Consider the following 25,161-nt stretch of genomic DNA (forward strand, 5'->3'; position numbering starts at 1 on the left):
AGTCCCCATTGACGTAGGGCCGAAACCCGACGTAGGACCCGGGTTTCCTCACCCCTGCCCCTGGTGTCCCCGCCGTATCCCGGACCCGAGAAGGCCGAATGCCAACCTTTCCAGAGGGAAGGAACACATCGCCACGTCCACGACCGAAGGCGCAAGCCCATGGCCATTCCGCCCACACCACCCACTCCGCCGCCCGCCTCGGCCCGGGACGATCGTCAGGGGCCGTCCGGCGGGAGCATGGCCGCGCTCATCATCACCGCCGTCCTGCACGCGCTGATCACCGCGGGCACCCTCCTGCTGGTGGGACTGTTGATGTTGGCCGCCCTGCTGGGCACGGGCACGGCCGGTGCGGTCGGAGCCGTGCTCCTGCTGGGCACGCTGCTCGCCGGCGCCCACTGGGCCCTGCTGGAGTGCCTGCGCATGGCCGGTCTGCCGCATCCGGGGTCCACGGCCGCCCTGCTGACGGTGTCGGTGGTCCTCTCCCTGTCCCAGGCGGCGATCACGCTGTTCGCCTTCGACGCCGGGTCGCTCGCCGTCGCACCGTTCGCCGCCGCCTTCCAGGGCGCCGCCGTCGCCACCGTGCTGGCCGTGAGCCGGGGACGCGCGCTCGGGTGGGCCTGCGCGGCGGTGGTCGGTGTGGTGCTCGCACACGCTCTACTCGCCCTCACCACGGCCTGACGGGACGTCGACGCCGCCGGACGTCCCCACGCGGTGAGTTCACCGGAACCCGATGTGACCGGCAGGGCGCCACATCACGTGACCGTCCCGGCCCTTCAGGTGACATGGGCGCGAGGAGGACCGGCGGATGCGTGAGGGGTCCGGGGGGGCCTTCTTCTCGGCGGGCATTCGCGGTGGTCCCCGGTCGGGACGGAGTTGGCCGAGGATGACGGACCCTGCCGGCAGTGTTGCGGGTGTGTCTCAGGAGGTTCCGTTCTCGGTGCTCCCGAACCCGTGGTCCTCGCTTCCACACCCACGGGCACGACGGTGTCACCCGACCGGCCGGTAACCCCTCGATGTCGCAACAGGACAGTACAAAAGCTCCGTAGCAGGGTGTTCCTTGGATAGATTGGCCTGCGCACCGTGCCCCCGTACCCTCCCCACTCCGGTCCCGCGTGCGCGTGGCCGTGCCTTCCCCCTCTTCCCCCACACGAAGGGACGCGTGCCCATGTCCTTCCCCGATCGTTCCTCCGTCGGTCGCTACGAGCTGCGGGAGCGGCTCGGAGCGGGTGGGATGGGTACGGTGTGGCACGCGTGGGATCCGTCCCTGCAACGTGACGTGGCGATCAAGGAGGTCCTGCTCCCCGCGGGCATGAGCCCCAAGGAACGGGCCGAGGCACGTGCCCGCACCCTGCGCGAGGCGCAGGCGACCGCGCGGATCAACGACACGGCGGTGGTGACGGTCCACGACGTCCTCGAACACGAGGACAGTCCCTGGATCGTGATGGAACTGCTCAGCGGGACGTCGCTCCAGCATCATCTGGACCGGAACGGTCCGATGCCGGTGGAACGGGTGGAGGAGGCCGCCAGGGCGCTTCTGGGGGGACTACGGGCGGCGCACGCGGCGGGGGTCATCCACCGGGACGTCAAGCCCGCCAACATCATGCTCACCGACGACGACCGGACCGTGCTGACCGACTTCGGCATCGCCAACGTCGACGGCGGCACCGCCCTGACCCAGACCGGGGTCTACATCGGCTCGCCCGAGTACATGGCGCCGGAGCGTTTCGAGGGCGAGCGGGCTCTGCCCGCCTCGGACATGTGGAGCCTGGGGGTGACGCTGTACTCGCTGTTGGAGGGACGTTCCCCCTTCAAGAGGGACAGCATCACGGGGATCATCAGCGCGGTGCTGACCTCACCGATGCTACCCCGACCGTCGGTGGAGGAGACCACGCGGGGGAGCGAGAGCGCGCCTCTGAGGGCGTTGATCGGGGCTCTGCTGGACAGGGACGTGTCGACGCGTCCGGGCCCGGACGAGGCCCTCGACATCCTGGAGCGGGCGAAGCGGGAGCGGGAGCGGGCGCCGCAGAGCGGTGTACGTCCGGGCACGGCCGCGCGACCGGCGCCCGGGCAGTGGCCGTCGCACCGGTCGCAGCCCCCGCCGCACCGGCCACTGCCCCTGCCGCCCCAGGGGTGGACGCAGCCGCGTCCCGCCGGCCCGACCGCCTCGGGTCCCCAACCGCCTCCCGTCGCCTTCACCGGCCGTCACGTCCCCGTGGGGATGGGCCCGACCGGCCGGGTCCCCTCGCCTCCACCGCCGAGCGTCGCGGGGCTCACGGGCCCCCATGTCGTGGCGGGGCGGACGGCGCCCTACTCCCCCATGGGACACGCGGAGGCGTCGACGGGTGGTCGAGGGTCGTGGGCCGCTCTGGGACACGCCACGGCCGTGCCCACCGTGGCCAGGCCCGCGTCGGTGATCGTCGCCGCCGTGATGTCGGGGCTCAACGCGCTCTACCTGCTGGTGCTCGCGGCGCTGTCCGCGGGGGAGACCGACAGCGGTGGAACGGTGGCCGGGCTGGGAGCGTGGGGACTGTTCTCGGGGCTGGCCGTGGCGGGCCTGATGACGCGTTCGCGTCTGGTCTACGGAATCGTGGTGCTGGTGCAGCTGCTGGTATCGGTGATGCTGGTGCTGAGCATGTTCCCGGTGTTCATCTACCGTCCGGAACAGCTGGTGTTCTACGTGGCGATGTTGCTGTACAACCTGGGAATCGCCGGCCTGCTGCTCATTCCGCCAAAGGCACGGGCGTACTTCGGCTTCGGGGTGGACGCGCGCTGAGCGTGGCGCGGGTCTCGATGAACCCGCCCCTTTCCGAAGCGACCCCGTAGGGCCACCCGGGGCGCCTGTCGAGAACGTCGCCGGCCACGAGTGGACGATCACCGCGTGACCGATCACGGGGGTGGCGCGTGCGGGCTCTCGGCTCTCCCGGTGATCATCGGGGAGCAAGGCCTACCCCCACTCGGTGGCGGAGGCCAGGTCCTCGTACTCCTCGTCCTCTCCGGGGCGTCGGCGGGTGGGGTTGGTGTCCAGCCAGCGCAGCAGGTTGTCCGAGACCAGGTCCACACCGATCCGCCCGGCTCTGCCGTCCAGGTCGCGGAACAGGCACTCACCGTTGCCGAGGTTGCGCAACACGGCGAGATGGTCCTCGGTGGGCTCGATGCCCAGTAGGGACATGACGCTCTCCACCTCGGAGCGCTCGCTGGAGCGGAAGGCGAACACCGAGGACAGACAGTTGGTCACCTGCTCGTTGAGCAGGTCTCCGGCGTTCTGGGAGACCAGGATGAGCGCGGTGTTGCGGGAGCGACCCATACGCGAGACCTCGGGCACGAGTTTGGCGCCCTCGGGGGTGGAGGTCACCGCCCACGCCTCGTCCAGGAAGATCGCCTTGGGCAGGCGACGGTCCAGTCCGTTCATGAGACGGCGTGCGAACTGGGAGACCAGGTAGAGCAGGGCCACCGACAGGCGTTGTTCGTAGGAGTAGTCGTCGCGGCCGACCCCGGAGTCGGGCAGGGTGAGCCCGCCCAGGGTGAACACGGTGGTCCACCCCTCGGTGTCGACCTGGGCGTCGCCCTGGGGGTCGAAGCACAGGCTGGCCAGGCGCATCTCGGACATGGACTGCAACACGGCGCCCAGGTTGCGCGAGGCCGCCCCCGAGGAGGACACCAGGTGGTCCACGACCTTGGCCAGGGAGGGCTGGGGCTGGTTGGCCACCGCGGCCACCGCTTGGATCATGGCGGACTCGCGCTCCTCGCTCATGCGGGGTAGGAGCAGGCGCAAGGTCTCGGTGGCCATGGTCTTCTTGGCCGGCAGGTCGTCACCGAAGGCGAAGGGGTCGAGCAGACCGGGTTGGGCCGACCCCAACGACATGATGCGGGCCTTGCGTCCACGGCGGCGCAGGAGTTCGACCAGGGATTCGGCGTCGCCCTTGGGGTCGATCGCGGCCACGGTGACTCCGCGCAGGGCCAGCTGGTAGATGAGCAGGAGCGCCAGGGTGGTCTTGCCGCCGCCCGGTTCGCCGGTGATGGCGATGGCGGTGGGACGGTTGCGGGCCGCGGCGACCATGGGGTCGAAGTGGACGATGGAACGGGCCCGCCCGAGGGTCTCACCGATGTAGGGGCCGACCCAGCCGCCGCCGGAGTGGTCGACACGGTCGCCGACGTCGACGGTGGCGGTGGGCATGCCACCCGCGATGGTGCGCAGCGGTTGGCGCTGGGCGTAGGCGCTCAGGCGGATGCGGTCGCCCGGCAGGGACTCGTTGAACAGGGAGAACTGGTCACCGGTGGAGTTGATGACGTCGATACCGATGTCGCGATAGTGCTCCACGACCGCCTCGACCTGCTGGTTCAGGAGGCGTTCGGTGGGCGCCGACACCATCAGGCGGTGCCAGCCGTAGACGAACGGCAGCCGTTCCTTGGTGATGCCGTGCTCCAGCATGCGGGCGGCGTCGATCTGCTCGGCGAGCGCGATGGGCGCCTCCACCCCTGCCTCACGGATGTGGGCGTCCATGTCGCGGGCGTGGGCGAGCTTGCGTCCGACGTCCTTGGAGGCCTTGGCCGGCGGGATGAGTTTCATGCGCAGGGACATCTCGACCGGGAAGGGCAGGGCGTCGGCGTGGTGCATCCACGGTTCGCCGTCGGGGAAGGGCATCAGGTCGGGGAAACGCGCGAAGGACAGGAACGCGACGTAGGTGGACCCGGCCGGCTGTTCGAGCCTCAGCATGGAGCGGCCGTTGTGCACGACGCCGTCCACGAGCGCCTCGATCTCGCCTCGCCCCCAGGTGCGGCGCCCGGCGGCCGAGGGCCGGATCTCCTCTGCGGTGCCGCTGACCGCGTGGCGGACGAGCCAGGCGATCTCGTCGGAGGTGGCGTGGCGGGCGTGCAGGGAACTCGCGGCCAGGGCGCGGCCCAGGCGTTCGGACTGGTCGGTCCAGCGGGCGATCTCCCTGTCGTCCACGGCGGCGTCTTCGATGCCGAGGATCTGTTCGGTGCGCTGGTAGGCGCCGAAGAACTGGGAGAACAGGCCGAGCCCGGCACCGGGGTTACGTTGGCCGAGCCGGACTCCGAGGTAGACCTCCTTGGTCCAGAAGTCCTTGGCCCACACGTGCCGGTACATCTCGTCGAGGTAGTCGTACCAGCCGGGTCCGGAGTCGGAGGTGGCGTCCAGGCGGGTGGCCCAGTCGGCGGCCGGGTAGGTGCGGTGGGCGACGCGCAGATGGACCTCGGCGTCGTTCATGCGGATGGCGGCCAGGGCGATGGTGATGTTGGTGGCGAGTGCCTGGCGCTCCTCGGGAGTGGTGAACTCGTAGGAGACGGTGGGCAGCCGGAAGTAGGCCCAGGCCTCGCTGTCGCTGAACAGCACGCGGTCGTCGAAGTAGCGGACCGCGAGGCGGGTCGCCCCGCGGGTCCCCCTGGTGCCGGTCATCTGTGAGCCCTTCTGGTCGCTTCGCCTGGCGGGCACCCGGTGCTTCCCGAGGCGGGCGCACACGGGCCTGGTGACTGCCACACCCATAGTGGATCATCGCGGCGGCGGGGAGAAGCGGACGGGGTTACGGCACGCCAGAATCCTCCGGGGTGGGCGGAAGGCGGCGATGGAGGACCCGGGTCGCCCATCCCGGGACGGCCGTGGTGACGGTCGCGAACGCACGGGGACAAGGGACCACGTTCCTCCTTGAGCGGGTGGAGGAAACAAGGGTCTCACCACCGTTCGGTGATCCGCCTTTTCACGCCAGCCTCAAAGAAGGGATTACCGACAAATAAGGAATGACCGCTTTGCACCCGCCCCCCACATTGAACCAAGCACTGAACCATTTTCATGTGAGTTAGCACACAATGAAAATGCATTCCGTGACCGAGCCCCGCCAAGACGAGAGGCGCAACCCGACGACCTGCGAAGACATGAAAATTAAAACAGAAGTCGTCACCCAGGGTTAAAAATGCAGGTGAACACCGAAAGACGCACCCCAAGGAACAAAAAGGACATGGGTCCCTCATTGAGTTCGGGCCCATATAGTATGGCAGTAGTACCCAGACGAAGAGACCTTAAACAAGGGACTTGGAAGGCATTGAATGAGGGGTCCCTGATCTTTGTTAGGTTGCCGTGTCGGCAGGAGAAACCGTCGACCTCAGAGAGGATGAGCCCCCGCAGGGGACCGATCATGACTCTGCAGATGGACCTTCCAGCATCGACCTCGGACGACTACCCGACCCGGAAGAACACCGAGCCCGCCCTGCTCTACCGCAAGGACCCCACCGTGTGGGGTTCCGGCGAGGGCCCCTTCTCCTCCGAGGAGATCGAAGGATACGCCCGCCGCGGCTACACGCAGGTCGCCTCCCTCGTCAGCGACGAGGAGGTCAAGACCTACTACGCCGAACTCGAACGGCTCGGCTCCGACCCCGCCCTGCGCGGAGACGAGCGCGTGATCATCGAGCCCTCCTCCGAAGAGGTGCGCTCGGTGTTCGAGGTGCACAAGCTCAGTGACGTCTTCGCCGAGTTGGTGAACGATCCACGCCTCGTGGAACGCGCCCGGCAGATTCTCGGCTCGGACGTGTACGTGCACCAGAGCCGTGTCAACTACAAGCCCGGTTTCGGCGGTGGATCGTTCTACTGGCACTCCGACTTCGAGACCTGGCACGCCGAGGACGGCATGCCCAGGATGCGGGCGTGCAGCTTCTCGATCGCCCTGACCGACAACTACACCCACAACGGCGCCCTGATGATCATGCCGGGCTCGCACGAGACGTTCGTGTCGTGCACGGGGGAGACCCCCGAGAACTACTACCGGTCCTCGCTCAAGAGTCAGAACGTGGGCACGCCCGACGAGGCCTCCCTGACGTATCTGGCCGATCAGCACGGCATCGACGTGCTCACCGGTTCCGCCGGTGACGTGACCGTCTTCGACTCCAACTGCATGCACGGTTCGGGCGGCAACATCACCCCGTACCCGCGGTCGAACGTCTTCATCGTGTTCAACAGCGTCGAGAACGCCTGCGCGAAGCCCTTCAGTGCCCCCGCTCCACGGCCGGAGTTCCTCTCCGCGCGTGACTTCACCCCTGTGGGCCGCTGACCCACCCCACCCCACGGGTCCCGTGCGGGGGCGGGCGTCGTCGGCCCGCCCCCGCACGGGGCCCGTCCCGTCGGGACCTTCGAGAGCCTCACTGGGTCAGTGAGTGCACCAGGACTCCGCCCAGGGCACCGTGCGCCCGTTTGGTGGCCGGACGCAGGGCGCCGACGTCGATCCGGGTGTAGGACGAACCCAGGTGGTCGTCCCAGGGGATGCGGACGATGGCCCGACAGCGTCCACGCGCCACCCGCTCGGCCGCGTCGACGGCCTGGAGGCTGCGCTTGCTGACCCCGTTGACCACGAGCACGGACCTGGCCCGCAGGACGCCGTAACCGTTGCCGTCCAGCCAGTCGAAGGTCATGGACACCGCGCGTTCGGCGTCGGCGTTGGCCGGGGCCACCAACACCAGTCCGTCGGCGGCGGGAAGGGCACGCGCCACGCCCGTGGCCGCCGGGTCCACCAGGGTGATCCCGTAGAAACCGCCGAGCAGCGAGGTCAACTGACCGTAGTCGCGCTCGTCGAGGGTCTGCACGTAGGGGTCGTCCAGGGTCTGCACGACCTCCAGGCCCGTCGTGGTGCGGCTCGTGTACCCGCTCATGTCGGAGTAGTCCCGGATCGCCTCGGCGTTGGCGAGCAGACCCGTCAGGGTCTCGGGACTTTGGGCGCCGGCCCGACGGGAGAGACCGTTGGGCCCCGGGTTGGTGTCGACGGCCACGACGAGGTCGTCGCGGTGGGCGGCCAGGGTGTGGCCGATCATCACCGTGGTGACGGTCTGTCCAGCGCCTCCGGTGCAGCCCAGGACGACGAGGTTGCGCGGTCCGTCCAGGGCCGTGCGCAGGCGTTCGATGTCGCTGGCGGGAAGGTCGGAACGCACGGGTGCCGTCGTGCCCCCCGTGACGACCTTGGCCAGGCGGCGCCAGCCCCGGGTGCCGCCGGAGTCACCGGTGGCCTCTTCCTGTCTCGGGGGCACGGGAGCCTCGGCGCGTTGGGAGGGCACACCGTGGGGGGTGTCGCCGAGGCGTTCCTGCTCGCCGGTGCCGTGGTCCAGTTCCAGTTCCGGTTTGGTCTCCCGCGCGGACGGCGTGGGTTCCTCCTCCGAGGTGGGCTGCCCGAAGAGCCGGCCCAGCCTGCGCGCGTTCTGCGCGACCCGATGGAAGACACCGTCGTGGAGATCACCGTCGTGGAGGTCGCCGTCCTGTCGAGCCTCCTGCTCCGGGCTCTCCTCCCGCTCTTGGGCCTCGCCCCGGGCCTCACCTCCACCTCGCTCGCCGCCATCGCCCGAGGCCGGCCGTGCGCCGCCGGAAGTGTCGCCGAGCGCGGCCTGACGCCTGCGCGCCAGGGCCGCGGCCTCGGCCTCCTCCAGGTCGGAGAAGGTACGTCGGCGTACCGGGACGTCCCCGGAGTCCGCGCGGACGTTGACGTCGCCGTGCCCGGCGTCGTCGCGCACCTCCCTGAAGCCGGCGAGTTCGCCGGTGCCGTGGTCGAGCTGGATCGGTGGTTTGGCGCCCTCGTTCCGTACGACGGGCGGAACCGACCCGGGTTCCCGCTCCGCCCGCCCGGGTGCGGGAGCCCGCTCCTCGGGGCCGCGTCCCTCAGAGACCGGCTCGGGCGCGGTGACGCTCTCCTCACGCAGCTCTCCGGCCGGGATGACCGGGTTGCCCCGGTCACCGACCTTGGGCTGGTCCGGGTGCCGTTTCTTACCGTCCTCGAACCACGGGGCGGCGTCCTTGTCGCGGGCGTCGCCCTCGACCCCGGGTGCGGCGTCGGCGAACGTGGGACGCGGTGGCGCCGGGGTGTCGGCGGTGCTGAGGTGCTGGTCGAGCACGGACATGCGCTCGTTCCACTCCGGGCCCCGGTCGTCGGTCTCCTCGCGCGGCCGTGCCGGCAGGGCGTCCTGTTCGCCGGTGCCGTGGTCCAGTTCCAACGGGGGTTTCCCCGTCCGGACCTCGGTCTCGTGGCCGACCTCGGTGCCCTCCTCCACGCGTTCGCGGGGTTCCTCCTCCGGGGTCGCGGAGGCGGGGGGCAGCCAGGGTACGGCGGTCTCCGCCGCGGGGCGACCGGTGGCGGCGGCGTACCGGGCCGCGTAGTCGGAGACGTCGGCGGGCCCCGAGGGGTCCGCCCTCCTTCCGTCCTTCTCCAACTCCCAGGGAGCGGCGTGCGGGCGGTCCTTGCGTCGGGGCCTGTCCTGGACGTCACCGGTGTCCGGAAGCCCTTGGGCCCGGGCACGGACGGTCCGCCTCTCATCGGGGCCGCGTTCACGCTCGCGGGCCCGCTCCGAGCGGCGTTCCTCCAGGTCCCTGGTGACCCGGAGGCCCTGCGTCCGTCCGCGCAGGCGCCGAGCCGCGTGCGTCTCCTCCTCGGGATCTCGGGCCTGCGCGGTGTCGGGTGCGCGCCCGGCCACCGCGTCGGCCACCTCCTCCCGACTCAGGGCGGTCGTGTCGCCGACGCTGTAGGCGCTCTTGGAGGTGAGGCCGACGGGGGTCTGTCCTGAGGAGGCGCGCAGGCTGGCGAACCATTCGTCGCTGTCGCGCTGTTCCTCGCTCTCGCTCTGGTGGACCCGCTCGGCCTCGAAGTCGTCGAAGTCGCCCGGGGGGTCGTCCCCCGGGTCTCCCCGCCCCCGTTCCCGTCCTCCGTGTTCCCGGGGCTCCCCGGGCTCCTCCGGGGAGGGGTGCGGGTCCGTCTCGAACCCGATGCCGAAGTAGTCGAGCACACGGCGTCCGACACCGCGTCGGGGGCCTTCGGAGGACCTCGGTTCCGTTCCCGAGGCGCTGGGGCCGTCGGGCTCCCCCTCCTGGCCAGGTCGTACAGAGGCTCGTCGCTGCTCACCGCCCGAAGGCGAGACCACCGCCACGGAACCCCTCGCAGGGGCGGCGGAGACGTCGACGGTCCCGTCGGGGGTCTTCCGTACGGAAGTCCGCGGGGCGGACTCCCCCGCCCGTTCCGGCACCCTTTCCAGGCCCCCGGGGACCCTGGCCGTCACGGGTTCCTCGGCCGTCTCGTCCCGCTCCGTGTCCGCCCGGGTGACCGTCTCCGTGGGCTCGGCCCGGGCCGCCACACCCGACAAGGGGGGCGCGTCGGCCCGAGAGGGCCGTACGTCCACGTCCTGGACGGGGACCTCGGTGGTCTCGGCCGCCGGCTCCTCAGCGGTCCGGCGCCGTTTCACCAGGGGCAAAGGTCCGGCCTGCGGAGAACGGTGCCACACCCGCACCGCCACGCGGACCTCGGCGGGTTCGTACTCGGGGGCCAACCGGGTGTACACCCGTGCCTCGGTGAGGAAGCGCGCCTGCGAGATGAGCAGTTCGGTCAGGCGCTTGCCCTCGACCACCGGCCGGGTGGCCAGCACCGTGATCACCCCGGGAGGGACCACCCACAACACCAGGTGCCAGCCGTTACCGAACACGAACGGGGCGTTGAGGATGCCGAGCAGGATCACCCAGAGCGTGAAGACGCCCAGGGCGACCCCGAAGGTGCCCACCGGGAGCGGCATGGGCAACCGGAAATCGTAGAGCTTGTAGAGCCGCTTCTCGATACGCCAGATGTTGGTGTACGTGGGCAGGTCCACGTTCTCCGGCCTCCCTCGCCTATTCGGTGGACACGCCCATTGCTCGGGCGAGGGCCACCGCGATGACCTCGATGATGCCGGGGACGTAGAAGACGATCCCGATGAAGATGGCCAGGATGATGAACTGCGCGAATCTCGTGATCTCCCTCGTGAACAGGAAGAACACCGCCACGATGGAGACGATGACGAGGAAGAGGGGTCCGAAGAATCCGCGTAGGAAGTCGGCGAGGCCGCCGGTGTCCGGGGCGTTCTCCTGGGCGATGTTCGCCGTGAGGAAGAGCAGGTCCGTGCCTCCGGCGGCGTGGAACACGTCCGGTGTCGATGACATCAGGGGGAGCATGTCAGGCGCCACCCCCCGGTGTCGTTGCTGGTGTGCGCATGGTCCTTCTCTTCTCCTTGCCTACGGGCCTCGTCATCCGCCGAACGAGTGCGGGGCGCCCTGGATGTCCCGCACGTACCACTCGTTGCCGGAGTTGACGACGGTGACCAGGTAGTTCTGCGTCAACTGTCCGGTCTGTGTTTCCTCGGGGGCCGGGAGGTTCCACCGGACCGTGGCCGCCACCTGTCGTACGTCATCATTCCCGTTCGACGCCTGAGATGGCACCGCCAGATCGGACAGTTCACCAAATTCCAGACTGTCCGCGGGAAGAGGTGTCACTGTGGCCCCCGGCTCCACGTAGCGCTCCAGATGCGCCGGCTCTCCCGCGTAGGCCTCGAAGAAACCGGGCAGCACCTCTGTGAGCTGCTCCTCCGCCCGCGCGTCGTGCTCGTAGGCGGAGCCCTGGGGCAGGGACGCCTGGGTGGGCGCGGCCAGCAGGGCGGGGCGGCCGGAGACCACGAGCGCGTCGTCCTCGGCGTAGACGGGCACGTCCAGCCGCATGGGCTCGCCGTTGACGTCGGCCCGGACGACGACGAGGGCGTGGTTGTCGTCGCGCACGTCCACCGCGACGACCGTGAGGTTGTCTCCGGTGAGGCTGTCGGCGGGGGCGTCGAGGGAGGCGGCCTCCCCTTCGGGGACGAACGCGGCCAGGGCGGACAGGCGTGCCTCGGGGTCCTCGGTGTCGAGGTAGGCCTCGGCGAACCTGAGCCCGAAGGCCGCGGCCGCGGTCTCGGGATAGGTGACGCCGTCGTCCCGTTCGGGCTCCTGTGCCGTGTCGGGAAGGGCGAGACCGCCGCGCAGCGGGAACCAGATGCCGTTGAAGATGACGACGATCATGAACGCCCACAGGACGGCGCGTCCCACGCCCACCCACCAGCGTCCACCCGCTCCGGCCCGCGGCCGCCTGGCGGGAGGGGCGTCGAACTCCATGCCGTCCTCCTGGTCACGCGCGGTGGTACTGCGCCGTGACGCCTTCGCCATCCCCGCCTCCTGCACAAAGTTCCGCGCCGTTCGCTGCGAACGGCGTATCCGCCATGCCTTGTCTACCCCATCCCTATAGTGAGGCATTGTGTGGGTTGGGAGCGCCCTTGGTGACTCCGCGTTTCCCCGTCAACCGCACATTGCACGCAACAGCCGAACTTCTCAAAAGGTGCACAATACGGCAATAGGAGGGCTAACTCCTATTGTGGATGCGCACATCACCACAATTACGGACTGGCCGGAAAGAGATCAGTTCCCTGGAGGAGAGCAGGGTGTGCCCTCCTCGGCGGGAAAGGCGCCGGCCCTCCGCCCCTGGCGGCCGTCTCCCATCACCAAGGAAGGCACACCCGCGATTCCGACTCCGGGTCGTCACCGAGCAGCACGATCGTCCCGTGGTTCGTGTCCGTCCGGAACCGGGACCTCAGGGATGTCCTCGGTGACCGCCTCGACGACGCACACGTCCCTCTCGGCGAACGGTCCGTCCGACACGGTGTACTCGCGGTCGGTGGCGACGTGCACCGGACGGTGTTGGTCGTCGATCCTTCGGGACCGGCCCCAGGCGAGCGGTACTTCGACGGCTCGGGGCTGCGATACCGGTGAAGGGGTTCCCGCGTGTGTCCTCGTCGACCTCGTTGATCAGCGGGAAGAGGGATCCGCGCGCCTCGCCGGCCGTGACGGACACGACCGCCCCCTTCATCACGTGGTACTCGGTATCCCACCGGTCACGCCTGGGTCGAACCCGATCCGGAGACGACAGGGGCCGCGGCCGGCGCTCTCGGCGCGGACCACGGCCCCCGAACCCGGCTACACGTTGAAGCGGAACTCCACCACGTCGCCGTCGGCCATCACGTACTCCTTGCCCTCCATGCGGACCTTGCCCGCGGCGCGGGCGGCCTGCATGTCGCCCGCGGCGACCAGGTCGTCGAAGGAGACCACTTCGGCCTTGATGAAGCCGCGCTGGAAATCGGTGTGGATGACCCCGGCCGCCTCGGGGGCGGTGGTGCCCTTCCTGATGGTCCAGGCACGGGCCTCCTTGGGCCCGGCGGTCAGGTAGGTCTGCAATCCCAGGGTGTCGAAACCCACCCGTACCAGCTGCGCCAGACCCGACTCGGTCTGCCCCATGGACTCCAGGAGCTCCTGCGCCTCGTCCTCGTCGAGCTCGGCCAACTCCGCCTCGATCTTGGCGTCCAGGAAGATCGCCTCGGCCGGGGCCACGAGTTCCTGCAACTTCGCGCGCAGGGCCTCGTCGGCCAACTCCTCGGTGTCCAGGTTGAACACGTAGATGAAGGGCTTGACCGTCAGCAGGCTCAGTTCGCGCAGACGGCCCAGGTCCACTCCTTGGGACGCGAACAGCGAGACGCCCTCGTCGAGGACCTCCTGGGCCGCGCGGGCGTTGTCGAGCAGCGCCTGGGCGTCCTTGTCCTTGGCGTTGCGCTTGGCGTCCTTCTCCAGGCGCGGGATCGCCCTCTCCAGCGTCTGGAGGTCGGCGAGGATGAGTTCGGTGTTGATCGTCTCGATGTCGCGGGAGGGTTCGACCTCGCCGTCGACGTGCGTGACGTCGGGGTCCTCGAAGGCCCGGATCACCTGGCAGATGGCGTCGCACTCACGGATGTTGGCGAGGAACTTGTTGCCCAGGCCCTCACCGGTGGAGGCGCCGCGCACGATGCCCGCGATGTCGACGAAGTCCACCGTCGCCGGGAGGATCTTCTGCGACCCGAAGATCTCGGCCAGCCGGCCGAGCCGCTGGTCGGGCACGCCGACGACTCCGACGTTGGGCTCGATGGTCGCGAACGGATAGTTCGCGGCCAGAGCGTCGTTCTTGGTCAGCGCGTTGAAGAGGGTGGACTTGCCCACGTTGGGCAGGCCGACGATCCCGATAGACAGACTCACAAGGTCAGAGTCTATGCGGCCTCACGAGTGGGACGATCCGTCGTGAACGGGGGACCGGAGGAGAAAAGCCGGACACGATCAGCACGAACACCGTGCACACGCCTCGTCACTCGGAGTAGGTTCGAAAGACGTCGCCGGGGCCTGGGAGGAGAGGTCGGGCAGGCGCGCGAGTCACCCGTCGCGTGTCCCGATCCGCCCCGGACGCTGGGCCGAAACACGGCCGTCGACGGAAGAAGCCCCGCCCGACGTGGACGTCGGACGGGGTGAGGCGGGGACATCGGGGTACGCGGGGGCCGAGCCGGTGCGCCGGACCACCGTGAGGTGGTGGACGCCCCTTCCGTCACGGCCTCGCTCCTGGGGGGAGACGACTGTGGTCACCGACCAACTGAGGGCACTCGTGCACCGCTATCCACTGGTCCGCTTCGCGACCAGGAGACTGCGGGTACGTCTGCCCAGAAGGCTGGGCGGGCTGGATCCCGACCGGGTCCCGCCGTGGAGCCGTCAGGTGTCCTTCCGCCTGCCGCGTCTGGAGTCGGACACGCGCCGGACGGGTCCGGACGTCCTCACCGTGCGTCTGCCCGGTGACCTCACCGTTCCGCGTCGGCTGGCCTACTTCGGGTTGGCCAGGCACGAACCCGAGAGCCTGGCCTGCTTCATGGCGATGCTCGACCACACCCGCCCCGGGGCGGTGTTCGACGTGGGGGCGGGGGTGGGGGTGTACTCGCTGCTGGCCGCCGCGCGCACGAGCCGTCCCGTCTTCGCCTTCGAACCGACCCCGGAGATCGCCGCGGCGGCCCGGGTGCTGTCCTCCTCCGCGAACCTGGGGTTCACCGTGGTCGAGTCCGCGTTGAGCAACCACACCGGAACCGCGCAGTTGCGTCGCTCCCCGCACAACGACATGTGCAACACGCTGGTGCGCTCCACCCGCGGCGATCTGGCGCACATCACCGTGGAGGTGACCACCCTGTCGCGCTGGAACGAGGGCGCGACGGCCCTCCCCACGGTGCTCAAGATCGACACGGTCGGCACCGAGCCGGACGTGGTCGCCGGAGGCCTGGAGGTGCTGCGCCGGTACCGGCCGTGGATGCTGGTCAAGGTCCGGCCGGACCGGGGCGTGGAGGAACGGCTCATGGCCCTGCTCGATCCGTTGGAGTACACCTGGTATCCGGTGGTCGGGCCTTCGCCCTACGAGGCGCGCACCGAGATCGCGGGGAGGGCCTCACCGGCCTGGGAGCGGATGTGGCTGTTCACCCCCGAACCGGTTCCCGAGGGGTTCTGGCCCTCGGTACGTCACTGGCGCACGGCCGTGGACCGCTGTGCGCCCGAGCCGGACGCCTGACGCCGACCGACGACCCCTTTCAGATCCACCCTTCCAACGCGGCGAGGAAGCCGGGCAGGTCGTCCCGGTGGACGCAGTGCCCGGCGCCCTCCACGACCCGGACGGTGAAGCCCCGCTCGGCGAGTTCCTCCGCGGTCCGCGGGGTGACGGTGACGCTGTTCCCGGCCCGTAGGACGAGGGAGGGGACCACCGGCCCGTCGGGGAGGAAGTCGTGTCCGGCCACCTCGGCGGCGACGAAGTCGAAGAACTCCGGGTCGAAGGCGGCGAAGCCTCTGACCTCCCGTTCCACGTCGGTGTCGTGCCACTTGGGGTTGAGCTGGCGCACGTGGGCCACGTCCGCCGTGGCGAAGACCCGGCGCATGCGCTCACTCGCGTCGGCGTGCATGGGCGGCAGGCGGAACGAGGGGTCGACGTAGACCGCGCGGGTCGGAAGCAGTCGTTCCACCGCCAGGGAGAGCGCCACCGCGCCCATGGAGTGGCCGATGGCCACGTCGGCGCCGGTGGGCAGGGAGTCGACCAGGTCGTCTCCGAGCGCGGAGACGGAGTAGTTCCCGCGCGGGCTGTCGCCGTGGCCGCGCATGTCGACGCTGATCACCCGGTAGCCACGCTGGACGAGCCGTGCCTCGACGGCGTGCCATGTCTCGTGGGTGGCCATGGAACCGTGGACGAGGAGGACTGTGCGGTCACCGGTACCGCTGGTGTGGGTCTCCAGTCGCATGGGAGAACGCCTCCTGGAAAAGTGGGGAGATCACCGTGCGGGAAGCGGCCGGGGAACGGCCGTGTGGACGGGTTCCTCCAGCGTCTCGAAAACTTTCGCGCGAGGAAAGGAAATGACCGGAAGCGGCCGTTTTCCGGGTACCTTTTCTTCCCCGTCCACCCCTGGAGTACGGGGAGGGAACGGCGCGATCCGCACATCGACTCCGCGTGTGGGCCGCGACGCGTGCTGTGACGACCACGGGCGGGCGCGGCTCCCGAGATCCCCGGATCCGAGCATGGACATGTCCGTCTTGGTGGGTCTGCTCACTGATTGTCCTGCGTGGCGGTGGGGACGCCGAGCCACGGGCCGGCACCATAGGCCTCCATGAACGGCCTCGCACTGGTACTCATGCTCCTGATCGGCCTGGCGCTCGGCGTCGTCGTGGGTTGGACCCTGGCCCGCGGCCGGGACGCCGAGGCACGGGCGAACGCGCGCGCCGCCGAGGAGCGCGCCGCCTACGTGGAGGAGCAGCTCGCGGACCGCTTCCGTGCCCTGTCCGCGCAGGCCTTGGACCAGAGCAACCAGCGCTTCCTGGAACTGGCGGAGGGTCGACTGCGCGCGGTGGGCGCCGAGGCGGGGAGCGATCTGGACGAGCGGCGTCGTGCGGTGGAACGCATGGTCGAGCCCCTGGCCCGGACCCTGGACCGGGTGGAGCGTCAACTGCGGGAGGTGGACGCCGGACGGGCGGCCGCGCACGCCGAGCTGGCCAAGCAGATCGAGTACGTGCGAGAGGGGTCCGAACGCCTGCGTGACCAGACCCGGTCCCTGGTGACGGCTCTGCGACGGCCCGAGGCGCGCGGCCGGTGGGGGGAGTTGCAGCTGCGTCGGGTGGCGGAGCTGGCGGGGATGGGAGCGCACTGTGACTTCGAGGAACAGGCGGCCACCCGCGACGGGTCACGGCGGCCGGACATGGTGGTGCGCCTGGCGGGCGGCAAGAACATCGTGGTGGACTCCAAGGTCCCGCTGGCGGCCTATCTGGACGCCGTGGAGGCGGATCCGGAGGAGGCCGCCCGTCATCTGCGCGTCCACGCCCGCCACCTGCGCACCCACGTGGACCAGTTGGCGGCGAAGTCGTACTGGGCGGCGTTCACCCCGGCACCGGAGTTCGTCGTACTGTTCGTTCCCGGTGAGGCCTTCCTCGCCCCGGCGCTGGAGCACGACCCGGAACTGTTGGAACACGCGATGGCACGGCGGGTGCACATCGCCACGCCCACGACGCTGATCTCCCTCCTGCGGACGGCGCAGTACGCCTGGCAGCAGGAGGCTCTGAGCGCGAACGCGCGGGCGGTGTTCGATCTGGGCAAACAGCTGCACGAGCGGCTGGGGAGGCTGGGCGCACACGTGGAGGGCCTGGGGCGTGCGCTGACGCGGACGGTGAGCGCCTACAACCAGACCGTGGGGTCGTTGGAGAGCCGGGTACTGGTGACGGCGCGCCGATTCCGCGACCTGGGACTGGTGGACGGCGAACTCGACCCGCCCACGGGGGTGGAGGAGCGTCCGCGCACGGTGACCGCTCCGGAGCTGTCCGATCCGGACGGCGGGGAGCCGACCATCGGGGCCGAGGAGGAGCGCGACCTGGAGAGGATTCGGTCCGCTGTCAACAGGAACACCGGCCCATCCCGAAAAGAGCGTGGCGAGAGCGTCCCCCGCCTCTGACGAGGGGAGGTTCCTGTGTTCTGGCACCATGTCCCGAATATTCGGGCGATACGGGTGAACCCTTGCCGATTCCCTGAACCACGGTGCCCCATCCTGGTGTCCAACGGATGGAAGCCGTGTTCGTGGCGGATCGGGCAAGCCTCGGAAGGGCGACACGATCCCTGGAAAAGACACCGAACATTCACCAGAAGTGACACACTAAACACCGTGAGTAGCATACTTGAGAGGCGGACGGCCATGCCCCCGCGGAAGGCGGACGGTCCGGAGCCCGGGAACGCACCGTACTTCGTGCGGACCAAGGGTCGAGGCACGAGCATTCCCCGCCCCAGAGGCAGGAACCGCGCGGCACCCAGGCGCGAGGAGGTACCCGCCCGGCGCCCACCCCGGCTGACCGGACGCGGCGGTGTCCTGGGCATCGTCGTGTTCAGCTTCGTCGGGACCCTGGTCACGCACTGGGCGGACCTGCCCCTCGCACCGGGGATCGGCTTCACCCTCGCCTGCCTGCTCAGCGTCTGTCTGGTCCGGCCGAGCGACCTGTTGTCGCTGTCGGTGAGCCCGCCCATCGCGTTCTTCGCGGCGGTGGTCGCGGCCGAGAGCCTCCTCGCCCTGGGCAGTGAGGGATTCGCCCGTGCGCTGCTCCTGGGCCTGGCCTCCCGCCTGGCCGAGGTCGCGCCCTGGCTGTTCCTGGGAACGGCGTTGGTACTGGTGATCGGGGTGTCCCGGGGCCTTCCCGGCAACATCCGCGACCTGGGGGACGAACTCAACGGCCGCCGGTGAGACCCGCGGGCGCCCTCGCCCCGCGACCCACCTCAGAAGGGCGTGTCGTCCTCCCCCGGGGAGTCGCCCTGACGCTCGTCCATGGCGGCGGCCAGCGTGGCCCGGGCGCCCTCCAGCCACTGCTCGCACATCCGGGCGAGTTCCTCGCCGCGCTCCCACAACGCCAGCGACTCCTTCAGGCTGAGCCCGCCGGACTCCAGCCGTCGCACGACGTTGCTCAGCTCCTCCCGGCTCTCCTCGTAGCTCAGTTCCGGTTCGGTGGTGCCCTGTTGCTCGGTCGCCTTGGCGGCCATCTCTACTCCCCCTCGACGTTCTTCTCGATATGGACCGATTCCACGGTGGCCGTCAGTCCGTCCTCCGCGAAGCGCACACGCAGGGACTCGCCCACCTCCGGTTCGCCGGCCGAACGCACCACCGACCCGTCCCCTCGCTGAACGATCGCGTACCCGCGCGCCAACGTGGTGGCCGGGGACAGGGCGTGCAGGCGCGCCCGCGTGTGTTCGAGGCCTTCGGCGGCCCGCTCCAACGACACCGTCAGACTCCGACGGGCCCGGTCGCGCAGATCCACGACCTGCTCGGCGAGTCGTTCGACCTCACGCACCGGGCTGGCCAGCACCGGCCGAGAGCGCATGCCCGCCAACCAGGCGAGTTCGCGTTCCAGACCGCCCTTGAGCACGCGCCGCCCCCGGTCACGGAGCTGGCGGATGATCTCCAGCTGCTCGCCGACGTCGGGGATCGTCTTCTTGGCGGCGTCCGTGGGCGTGGAGGCGCGCACGTCCGCGACATGGTCCAGCAGCGGTGTGTCCTGCTCGTGCCCGATCGCGCTCACCACCGGCGTGCCCGCGGCGGCCACGGCGCGCACCAGGGCCTCGTCGGAGAAGGGCAGCAGGTCCTCCAGGGAGCCGCCGCCCCTGGCGATGACGATGACGTCGACCTCGGGGTGGGAGTCCAGCTCCTTGAGCGCCTCCAGCACCTCGCGGACGGCGCGATCGCCCTGGACGGCGACGGGGCGGACCTCGAAGCGCACCGCGGGCCAGCGACGGCGGCCGTTCTCCAGCACGTCGCGCTCGGCGGCGGAGTCGCGCCCGCAGATGAGGCCGACGGTGTTGGGCAGGAAGGGCAGGGGACGCTTGCGCTCCGCGTCGAAGAGGCCCTCGGCGGTCAGGGTGCGGCGTAGCTGTTCCAGTCTGGCCAGGAGTTCGCCCAGTCCCACGTGGCGGATCTCCAACGCGCGCAGTGAGAAGGTGCCGCGGACCTCGTAGAAGTCGGGCTTGGCGTGCACGACGACGCGCGCCCCGGGTTCGGGAGGCGGGCTCTGCGCGTCCAGGACCGAGGTCTGACAGACCACGCGCGCCGACACGTTGGCCACGGGATCTCGCAGCGTGATGTAGGCCATGCGACCTCGCCGGTTGAGTTCGGCGATCTGGCCCTCGACCCAGATCCGGCCCAGTCGGCCGATCCACTGGCCGACGGCGTTGAGGACGACGCGTACCGGCTGCGGCGCCTCGGGAGAACTCTCCATGCCCATGTCGAACGAGCCTAGGCCAGAGCGACGACACTCCGGAGCAGCCTCGCCTCGGGGCGTCGGCCGTATGCGACGCTCCCCCGCCCCGGCCCCGTTCGTGCCGAGGCCCGCCTCGACCCCGCCTGGCGGGGATCACGGGCCAACGACGACCCGGCCTTCTTCACGGTGGCCAGGTTGCGCACACCACATCGCTCACGTCTTCGGGCGATCTCCCCGAGCACCGCCCTCGTTCGGTGATCCTCCGCGCCGCGGGTGTGGGTCCGAGGAGGGCGTCGACGAAGGTCCGAGCCTTCGTCGACGCCCTCCTCCCCGTGTGCGCCGATCCGCGCCCGCCCGGCGGTCAGAGGTCCTGACATGGCCGTCTACTCTGCGTTCTCCAGCTTGGTGATGCGGTTGTCGTACATCTTGATGAACTCGGGACGGCCCTGGTGGGCGACCTCGTAGGCGCGCAGGTCGCGGACCTGTTCGACGGTGAGCTTGCGCAGACGGGCGCGGATCGAGGGCAGGGTGAGCTCGTCGTAGGTGGGCACGGCGAGCTCCTCCGCCGAGGGGGCGGCGTCCTTGCGAACCTTCTCCAGGACCTCGTCGCTCGCGACCGTGGTGTGCGCCTCCGCCGCCTCCAGCTCCTCGGCGATGGCCGGGGCGTCCTCGCCCAGCTCGGCGGTGGCCGGGGTGGCCGGTTCGGTCCGGGGTTCCTGGCCGGTCACGGCCTCCCCCCCGGTCCCCTTCTCGGTCTTCTCCGTCTCCTCGGTGGGGGCCTTCTCGGCCTTCTCCTCCGCGGGGGACCCGGCGTCCTCGGGCTTCTCCGTCTCCTCGGTGGGGGCCTTCGCGGCCTTCTCCTCGGCCACGGGCTCCGTCGCCCGGGCCTGGGACTTCTCCTCTTCGGGGGCCGCGGCGGTCACGGTCTCGGACGAGGTCTCCTCCACCGCGGGGGCCGTGGTGGTCGCGGCCTTGTCCTCGGCCGCTGTGTCGGCCGCGGGTGCGGCCTTACGCCCGAAGATGCCCTTGACCAGGGCTGCCAACTTCGTGGCGAATGTCGGGTTCGACATAGGACGGGGGCTCCTGATGCTCTCGGCGTGTTGGGTGAGCGGTACGCGACCAGCCAACCAGCAGAGCCGAGTTGAGGGCGGACCGCCTGTGACATCGCCCGTAACGGATGCGATGGTGAACCAGGATAGATGAGGGATGAACACCATGAGCAGGAGATAAGTGAACGATTTCGCCACTTCGAAGCCCGACCCGGGACGCCCCGTAGCGATAACGTCACCTTCGGGCACGGAACAGCGCCGATACGCTCGTGCCCGTGCCGTCCCCCACACCTGCGCCGCTCACCCCTCCAGCCCACCTAGGATGAATTCATGTCTGCGATGACGACTGCCACGAACCAAAGGCGTGTGCTCCTCGCCAATCCTCGGGGTTACTGCGCCGGTGTCGACCGCGCTGTCATCACCGTCGAGAAGGCCCTGGAGCAGTACGGCGCCCCGATCTACGTGCGCAAGCAGATCGTGCACAACACCCACGTGGTACGCACGCTGGAGGAGCGTGGCGCGATCTTCGTGGAGGAGACCGAGGAGGTGCCCGAGGGCGCCATCGTCGTCTTCTCCGCGCACGGTGTCGCACCGGTCGTGCACGAGGAGGCCCAGCAGCGCAACCTCAAGACGATCGACGCCACCTGTCCACTGGTCACCAAGGTCCACAAGGAGGCCCAGCGCTTCGCCGCCGAGGACCGCGACATCATCCTCATCGGCCACGTCGGCCACGAGGAGGTCGAGGGCACCAGCGGGGAGGCCCCCGAGCACATCCAGATCGTGGAGGGCCCCCACGAGGTCGACAAGGTCCAGGTCCGCGACCCCGACAACGTGTCGTGGCTGTCCCAGACCACCCTGTCGGTCGACGAGACCAACCAGACCGTGGACGCCCTGCGCAAGAGGTTCCCGAACCTGCTCGACCCGCCCAGCGACGACATCTGCTACGCCACGTCCAACCGCCAGGACGCCGTCAAGGCGATGGCCCCCGACTGCGAGCTGGTCATCGTGGTCGGCTCCGACAACTCGTCGAACTCGGTGCGTCTGGTGGAGGTGGCCCTGGACGCCGGCGCGAACGCCGCCTACCTGATCGACAACGCCTCGCTGATGGACGACTCCTGGCTGGAGGGCGTGACCACCGTCGGTGTGACCAGCGGCGCCTCCGTACCGGAGATCCTGGTACGCGAGCTGCTCGACAGGCTGGCCGACCACGGCTACGGCACGGTCACCCCGGTGACGACCGCCGAGGAGAAGCTGACCTTCTCGCTGCCCAAGGAACTGCGCCGCGACCTGCGCGCCGAATAGCGCCGCACGAGTCCGGAAGAAACGCCCGGCCGGTTCCTCCGGCCGGGCGTTTGGTGTTCGGGGGCCTCAGTCCGTTCCGTCATCCTCCGTGACAGGCCCGGCGTCCCCCTCGGAGTCGGTCTCCAGGGCCGAGGCCAGTCGGGCCAGCTCGTCCAGTTCAGTGGGACCCGAGACGACCAGCGTCACGCCCTCCTCGCGAAGGACGAGGGCGCCCCATTCCGCGGAGTCGTGGTGCTCCCACTCACGGCCGGCCACGGCGACCGTGCCGACCTCCTCGGCGTCCCTGGTCCGCTCCGCCACGACGCGGTCCGGATCGGCGTCGCTCTGGGTGAACATGGCGTGACTGTCCTGCGGGGTGGCGAAGCCCACGCTCCACTCCACCGGTCCGGTCACGTTCACCGTGGAGCTGGTGGGCGTCCACCCCTCCTCCACCAGTTCGGGCGAGGGCACCGTCACCGGGTAGTCCGCCGACTCCCGCAGGACGTCGGCGTCGGGTCCGTAGTCCACTGCCGGGATGTGCTCACCCGAGCGCGTGGACACCACCCACGCCAGGATCAGGACGATGCCGACGATGATCCCCAGGGAGATGGCGTAGTTCTTGAAGGTCGCGCTGGACCGGCTGTACTCACTCATGGCACATCCAGCTTGCCGCAGGTCCCCTGGTGCGCGGACCCGGGGTGCGGTGAGCGGTCGGCCCGCGGACCCCCCGTCCCGGGCGGTTCTTCGGAACCGCGCCCGTCCCGGCCGTGTCCGACCTCACCGCCCTTCGCGCTCGGGTTCGAGTCGGGTGAGCAGCCGTGTGATGTCGTCGGCGAGTTCGCGCGCCTCGGCGTCCTCCAGGCGCACCACCTCGGCGACGGCGAGCAGCATGGCGCCGCTGACCACGATGATCAGTGCCTCGTTCACCGGTTCGTCCGCCTTGCGGTACAGCGCCACGTTGCGGTCCGTCCACTGGGTGAGCCGTGACCGCAGTCGGTGGTCGAAGCCGGGAGGACCGTCCCCGCTGAAGAACAGCTGCGTGGTCTCCCGCTCCTCGATGCATCCGAGCAGGTAGGCGTGTGCGGCGATGTTCATCAGCCGGGTGGGGTCGCTCTCCCCCTCTGCCCGGGCCGCCAGAACCGCCTGGTGGGTACGGTCCTGCTGGCGTTGCTGGAACTCCTCGTACAGGGCGAGGTAGAGGTCGGCCTTGCCGGTGAAGTGGTGGTAGAGGCTGCCGACACTGGCACCGGCCAGGGCCACGACGTCGCTCACCCCCGCCTTGGCGAAGCCGACCGTGCGGAACACCTGGGCCGCGGCCTTGAGCAGTGCACCGCGGGTGGCCGCGCCGCGCGGGGAGACCCGTGCGGGCTTCGCGGGCTTGTCCATCTTGTCCACTGTCACGCCCTCACTCCAGATCCGGGGGATCTCGCCAGGGTAGACCTTCCCCGTCGCCTCCGGCGGCGCCGGGCGACGCCACGGGTAACCGTGGCAGGTCGGGGATCACGTCGGGTGACTACCCTAGGGCGTGTTCGCCGCCCTGTTTCCTGATGGAAGGTGTCACGTCCATGTCGCAGCCCAGCAACCCGCAGCCCACGGCGCCCGACCGGAACCTCGCTCTGGAACTGGTCCGTGTCACCGAGACGGCGGCGCTGGCCGCCGCGCGCTGGGTCGGCAAGGGCGACAAGATCGGCGCGGACGGCGCGGCGGTGCGCGGCATGCGGTACATGATCAGCACCGTGTCGATGAACGGCACCGTGGTGATCGGCGAGGGCGAGAAGGACAACGCCCCCATGCTCTACAACGGCGAGCGCGTCGGCGACGGTGGCGGCCACGAGTGGGACGTGGCGGTCGACCCGATCGACGGCACCACCCTGACCGCCATGGGCATGCCCAACGCCATCTCGGTGATCGCGATGAGCCCGCGCGACACCATGTTCGACCCGTCCGCGGTGTTCTACATGGAAAAGCTCGCCACGGGACCCGAGGCCGCCGACGTGGTGGACATCGCCGCCCCGGTGGCCGACAACATCCGTGCGGTGGCACGCGCCAAGGGCAAGTCTCCCCAGGACGTGACGGTCGTCATCCTGGACCGCCCCCGCCACGAACAGATCGTGCAGGACGTGCGCGACGCCGGCGCCCGCATCAAGTTCATCACCGACGGCGACGTGGCGGGCGCCATCATGGCGGCCCGTGCCGGCACCGGCGTGGACCTGCTGTTGGGCATCGGCGGGACCCCCGAGGGGATCATCACCGCGTGCGCGATGAAGTGCCTGGGCGGCGTCATCCAGGGGCGTTTGTGGCCCAAGGACGAGGAGGAGCGCCAGAAGGCCGTCGACGCGGGGCACGACCTGGACCGCGTGCTGTACACCGACGACCTGGTCCGTTCCGACGACGTGTTCTTCGCCGCGACGGGCATCACCGACGGAGAGCTGGTCGGCGGGGTCCGCTACGAGTCCTCCCGCGTCATCACCGAGTCGCTGGTCATGCGCGGACGCAGCGGCACCGTCCGTCAGATCTTCAGCGAACACCGCCTGGGCAAGCTCTCCGCCTACAGCGGGGTGGACCTGACCTCCGCCCCCTACCGTGGCGAGGAATCCTCCTCGGCCCCCTGAGCGGACCGGTCTCGGGCTCGCGGGGCGTCCCGGGGGTCCTGTCCGCACCGTCTCCCGTGTGGTCGTCCTCGGCGTCGAGGGCGACCGCACGGAAACCGCACGGAAATCGTGGGAGGGCGGGCGGGGCCGGTCCCCTACCGGGCGGCGTTCCTCCGGCCGCCCGTCCCTGTCCGGAACGCCCGAAGAACCACCGAGGTGGCCGAACGGACCGCCGTGAGGCACGTGCCGCGCCACCCGTCCCCCACTCCCCTTCTCTCCGGCGCGGCCGACACGGAACCCTCAGGTCTCCGGGCCGCCCGACCACGCCAAAAGAGCGCCG

20 protein-coding genes are annotated in these 25,161 nt (G+C 70.0%); 8 read left to right on the forward strand and 12 right to left on the reverse strand.

Features of this window, described 5'->3' with window-relative positions:
* The first annotated feature begins 159 nt into the window (after window positions 1–159).
* Window positions 160–678, forward strand: a complete 519-nt coding sequence (locus PFX91_RS15340) for a hypothetical protein (protein ID WP_285732429.1) — start codon at window positions 160–162, stop codon at window positions 676–678.
* Window positions 679–1,165: 487 nt separating this feature from the next.
* The gene (locus tag PFX91_RS15345; RefSeq protein WP_285732431.1) at window positions 1,166–2,773 is read left to right on the forward strand and encodes a serine/threonine-protein kinase; all 1,608 of its coding nucleotides are present in this window, start codon (window positions 1,166–1,168) and stop codon (window positions 2,771–2,773) included.
* A gap of 171 nt (window positions 2,774–2,944) precedes the next feature.
* On the opposite strand, the gene PFX91_RS15350 is transcribed toward PFX91_RS15345, so the two are convergent.
* Complete coding sequence (locus PFX91_RS15350) at window positions 2,945–5,416, reverse strand: ATP-binding protein (RefSeq protein WP_285732433.1); 2,472 nt, start codon at window positions 5,414–5,416, stop codon at window positions 2,945–2,947.
* A gap of 733 nt (window positions 5,417–6,149) precedes the next feature.
* On the opposite strand from PFX91_RS15350, the gene thpD reads away from it, so the two are divergent.
* Window positions 6,150–7,058 carry an ectoine hydroxylase gene (gene thpD / locus PFX91_RS15355; RefSeq protein ID WP_285732435.1) on the forward strand — a complete coding sequence of 303 codons (909 nt, stop codon included), beginning with the start codon at window positions 6,150–6,152 and terminating at the stop codon, window positions 7,056–7,058.
* 88 nt (window positions 7,059–7,146) lie between these two features.
* Here thpD and PFX91_RS15360 read toward each other — a convergent pair whose 3' ends face one another.
* From PFX91_RS15360 to ychF, 5 genes are all read right to left on the reverse strand, one after another.
* Window positions 7,147–10,617: a TcpE family conjugal transfer membrane protein gene (locus PFX91_RS15360; RefSeq protein ID WP_285732437.1), complete on the reverse strand. Its 3,471-nt coding sequence runs from the start codon at window positions 10,615–10,617 to the stop codon at window positions 7,147–7,149.
* A gap of 19 nt (window positions 10,618–10,636) precedes the next feature.
* The gene (locus tag PFX91_RS15365) at window positions 10,637–10,957 is read right to left on the reverse strand and encodes a hypothetical protein (protein ID WP_285732439.1); all 321 of its coding nucleotides are present in this window, start codon (window positions 10,955–10,957) and stop codon (window positions 10,637–10,639) included.
* Between the two features lie 72 nt (window positions 10,958–11,029).
* Window positions 11,030–11,977: a conjugal transfer protein gene (locus PFX91_RS15370; protein WP_285732440.1), complete on the reverse strand. Its 948-nt coding sequence runs from the start codon at window positions 11,975–11,977 to the stop codon at window positions 11,030–11,032.
* Window positions 11,978–12,346: 369 nt separating this feature from the next.
* Window positions 12,347–12,496 carry a hypothetical protein gene (locus PFX91_RS15375; protein ID WP_285732442.1) on the reverse strand — a complete coding sequence of 50 codons (150 nt, stop codon included), beginning with the start codon at window positions 12,494–12,496 and terminating at the stop codon, window positions 12,347–12,349.
* A gap of 285 nt (window positions 12,497–12,781) precedes the next feature.
* Window positions 12,782–13,867, reverse strand: a complete 1,086-nt coding sequence (gene ychF / locus PFX91_RS15380; protein WP_285732444.1) for a redox-regulated ATPase YchF — start codon at window positions 13,865–13,867, stop codon at window positions 12,782–12,784.
* Window positions 13,868–14,237: 370 nt separating this feature from the next.
* On the opposite strand from ychF, the gene PFX91_RS15385 reads away from it, so the two are divergent.
* Complete coding sequence (locus PFX91_RS15385) at window positions 14,238–15,206, forward strand: FkbM family methyltransferase (protein ID WP_285732445.1); 969 nt, start codon at window positions 14,238–14,240, stop codon at window positions 15,204–15,206.
* A 19-nt stretch (window positions 15,207–15,225) separates the two neighbouring features.
* Here PFX91_RS15385 and PFX91_RS15390 read toward each other — a convergent pair whose 3' ends face one another.
* Complete coding sequence (locus tag PFX91_RS15390; protein ID WP_285732447.1) at window positions 15,226–15,924, reverse strand: alpha/beta fold hydrolase; 699 nt, start codon at window positions 15,922–15,924, stop codon at window positions 15,226–15,228.
* A 363-nt stretch (window positions 15,925–16,287) separates the two neighbouring features.
* On the opposite strand from PFX91_RS15390, the gene PFX91_RS15395 reads away from it, so the two are divergent.
* Both PFX91_RS15395 and PFX91_RS15400 read left to right on the forward strand, forming a co-directional pair.
* Entirely contained in the window at window positions 16,288–17,619 is a 1,332-nt protein-coding gene (locus tag PFX91_RS15395; RefSeq protein WP_285732450.1) for a DNA recombination protein RmuC, read from the forward strand.
* Between the two features lie 237 nt (window positions 17,620–17,856).
* Complete coding sequence (locus PFX91_RS15400) at window positions 17,857–18,396, forward strand: DUF6542 domain-containing protein (RefSeq protein ID WP_285732568.1); 540 nt, start codon at window positions 17,857–17,859, stop codon at window positions 18,394–18,396.
* A gap of 32 nt (window positions 18,397–18,428) precedes the next feature.
* On the opposite strand, the gene PFX91_RS15405 is transcribed toward PFX91_RS15400, so the two are convergent.
* From PFX91_RS15405 to PFX91_RS15415, 3 genes are all read right to left on the reverse strand, one after another.
* A complete protein-coding gene (locus PFX91_RS15405; RefSeq protein ID WP_285732451.1) occupies window positions 18,429–18,689 on the reverse strand; it encodes an exodeoxyribonuclease VII small subunit in 261 nt (86 codons plus the stop codon).
* Between the two features lie 2 nt (window positions 18,690–18,691).
* Window positions 18,692–19,924: an exodeoxyribonuclease VII large subunit gene (gene xseA, locus PFX91_RS15410; RefSeq protein ID WP_285732453.1), complete on the reverse strand. Its 1,233-nt coding sequence runs from the start codon at window positions 19,922–19,924 to the stop codon at window positions 18,692–18,694.
* A 359-nt stretch (window positions 19,925–20,283) separates the two neighbouring features.
* Window positions 20,284–20,970 (reverse strand): DUF8129 domain-containing protein, encoded by a 687-nt coding sequence (locus PFX91_RS15415; RefSeq protein WP_285732455.1) that lies wholly within the window; start codon window positions 20,968–20,970, stop codon window positions 20,284–20,286.
* 309 nt (window positions 20,971–21,279) lie between these two features.
* Here PFX91_RS15415 and PFX91_RS15420 point away from each other — a divergent pair, with 309 nt between their 5' ends.
* The gene (locus tag PFX91_RS15420) at window positions 21,280–22,251 is read left to right on the forward strand and encodes a 4-hydroxy-3-methylbut-2-enyl diphosphate reductase (protein ID WP_285732458.1); all 972 of its coding nucleotides are present in this window, start codon (window positions 21,280–21,282) and stop codon (window positions 22,249–22,251) included.
* 66 nt (window positions 22,252–22,317) lie between these two features.
* Here the strand turns inward: PFX91_RS15420 and PFX91_RS15425 are convergent, their stop codons facing one another.
* The gene (locus PFX91_RS15425; RefSeq protein WP_285732459.1) at window positions 22,318–22,884 is read right to left on the reverse strand and encodes a DUF4245 domain-containing protein; all 567 of its coding nucleotides are present in this window, start codon (window positions 22,882–22,884) and stop codon (window positions 22,318–22,320) included.
* 123 nt (window positions 22,885–23,007) lie between these two features.
* Entirely contained in the window at window positions 23,008–23,616 is a 609-nt protein-coding gene (locus tag PFX91_RS15430; protein WP_285732570.1) for a TetR/AcrR family transcriptional regulator, read from the reverse strand.
* 179 nt (window positions 23,617–23,795) lie between these two features.
* Here PFX91_RS15430 and glpX point away from each other — a divergent pair, with 179 nt between their 5' ends.
* On the forward strand, window positions 23,796–24,842 hold the full coding sequence (gene glpX, locus PFX91_RS15435; RefSeq protein WP_285732461.1) for a class II fructose-bisphosphatase: 1,047 nt from the start codon (window positions 23,796–23,798) through the stop codon (window positions 24,840–24,842).
* Window positions 24,843–25,161: the final 319 nt, after the last annotated feature.

This window comes from Nocardiopsis sp. ATB16-24 (genome assembly GCF_030271535.1).
GTDB lineage: Bacteria > Actinomycetota > Actinomycetes > Streptosporangiales > Streptosporangiaceae > Nocardiopsis.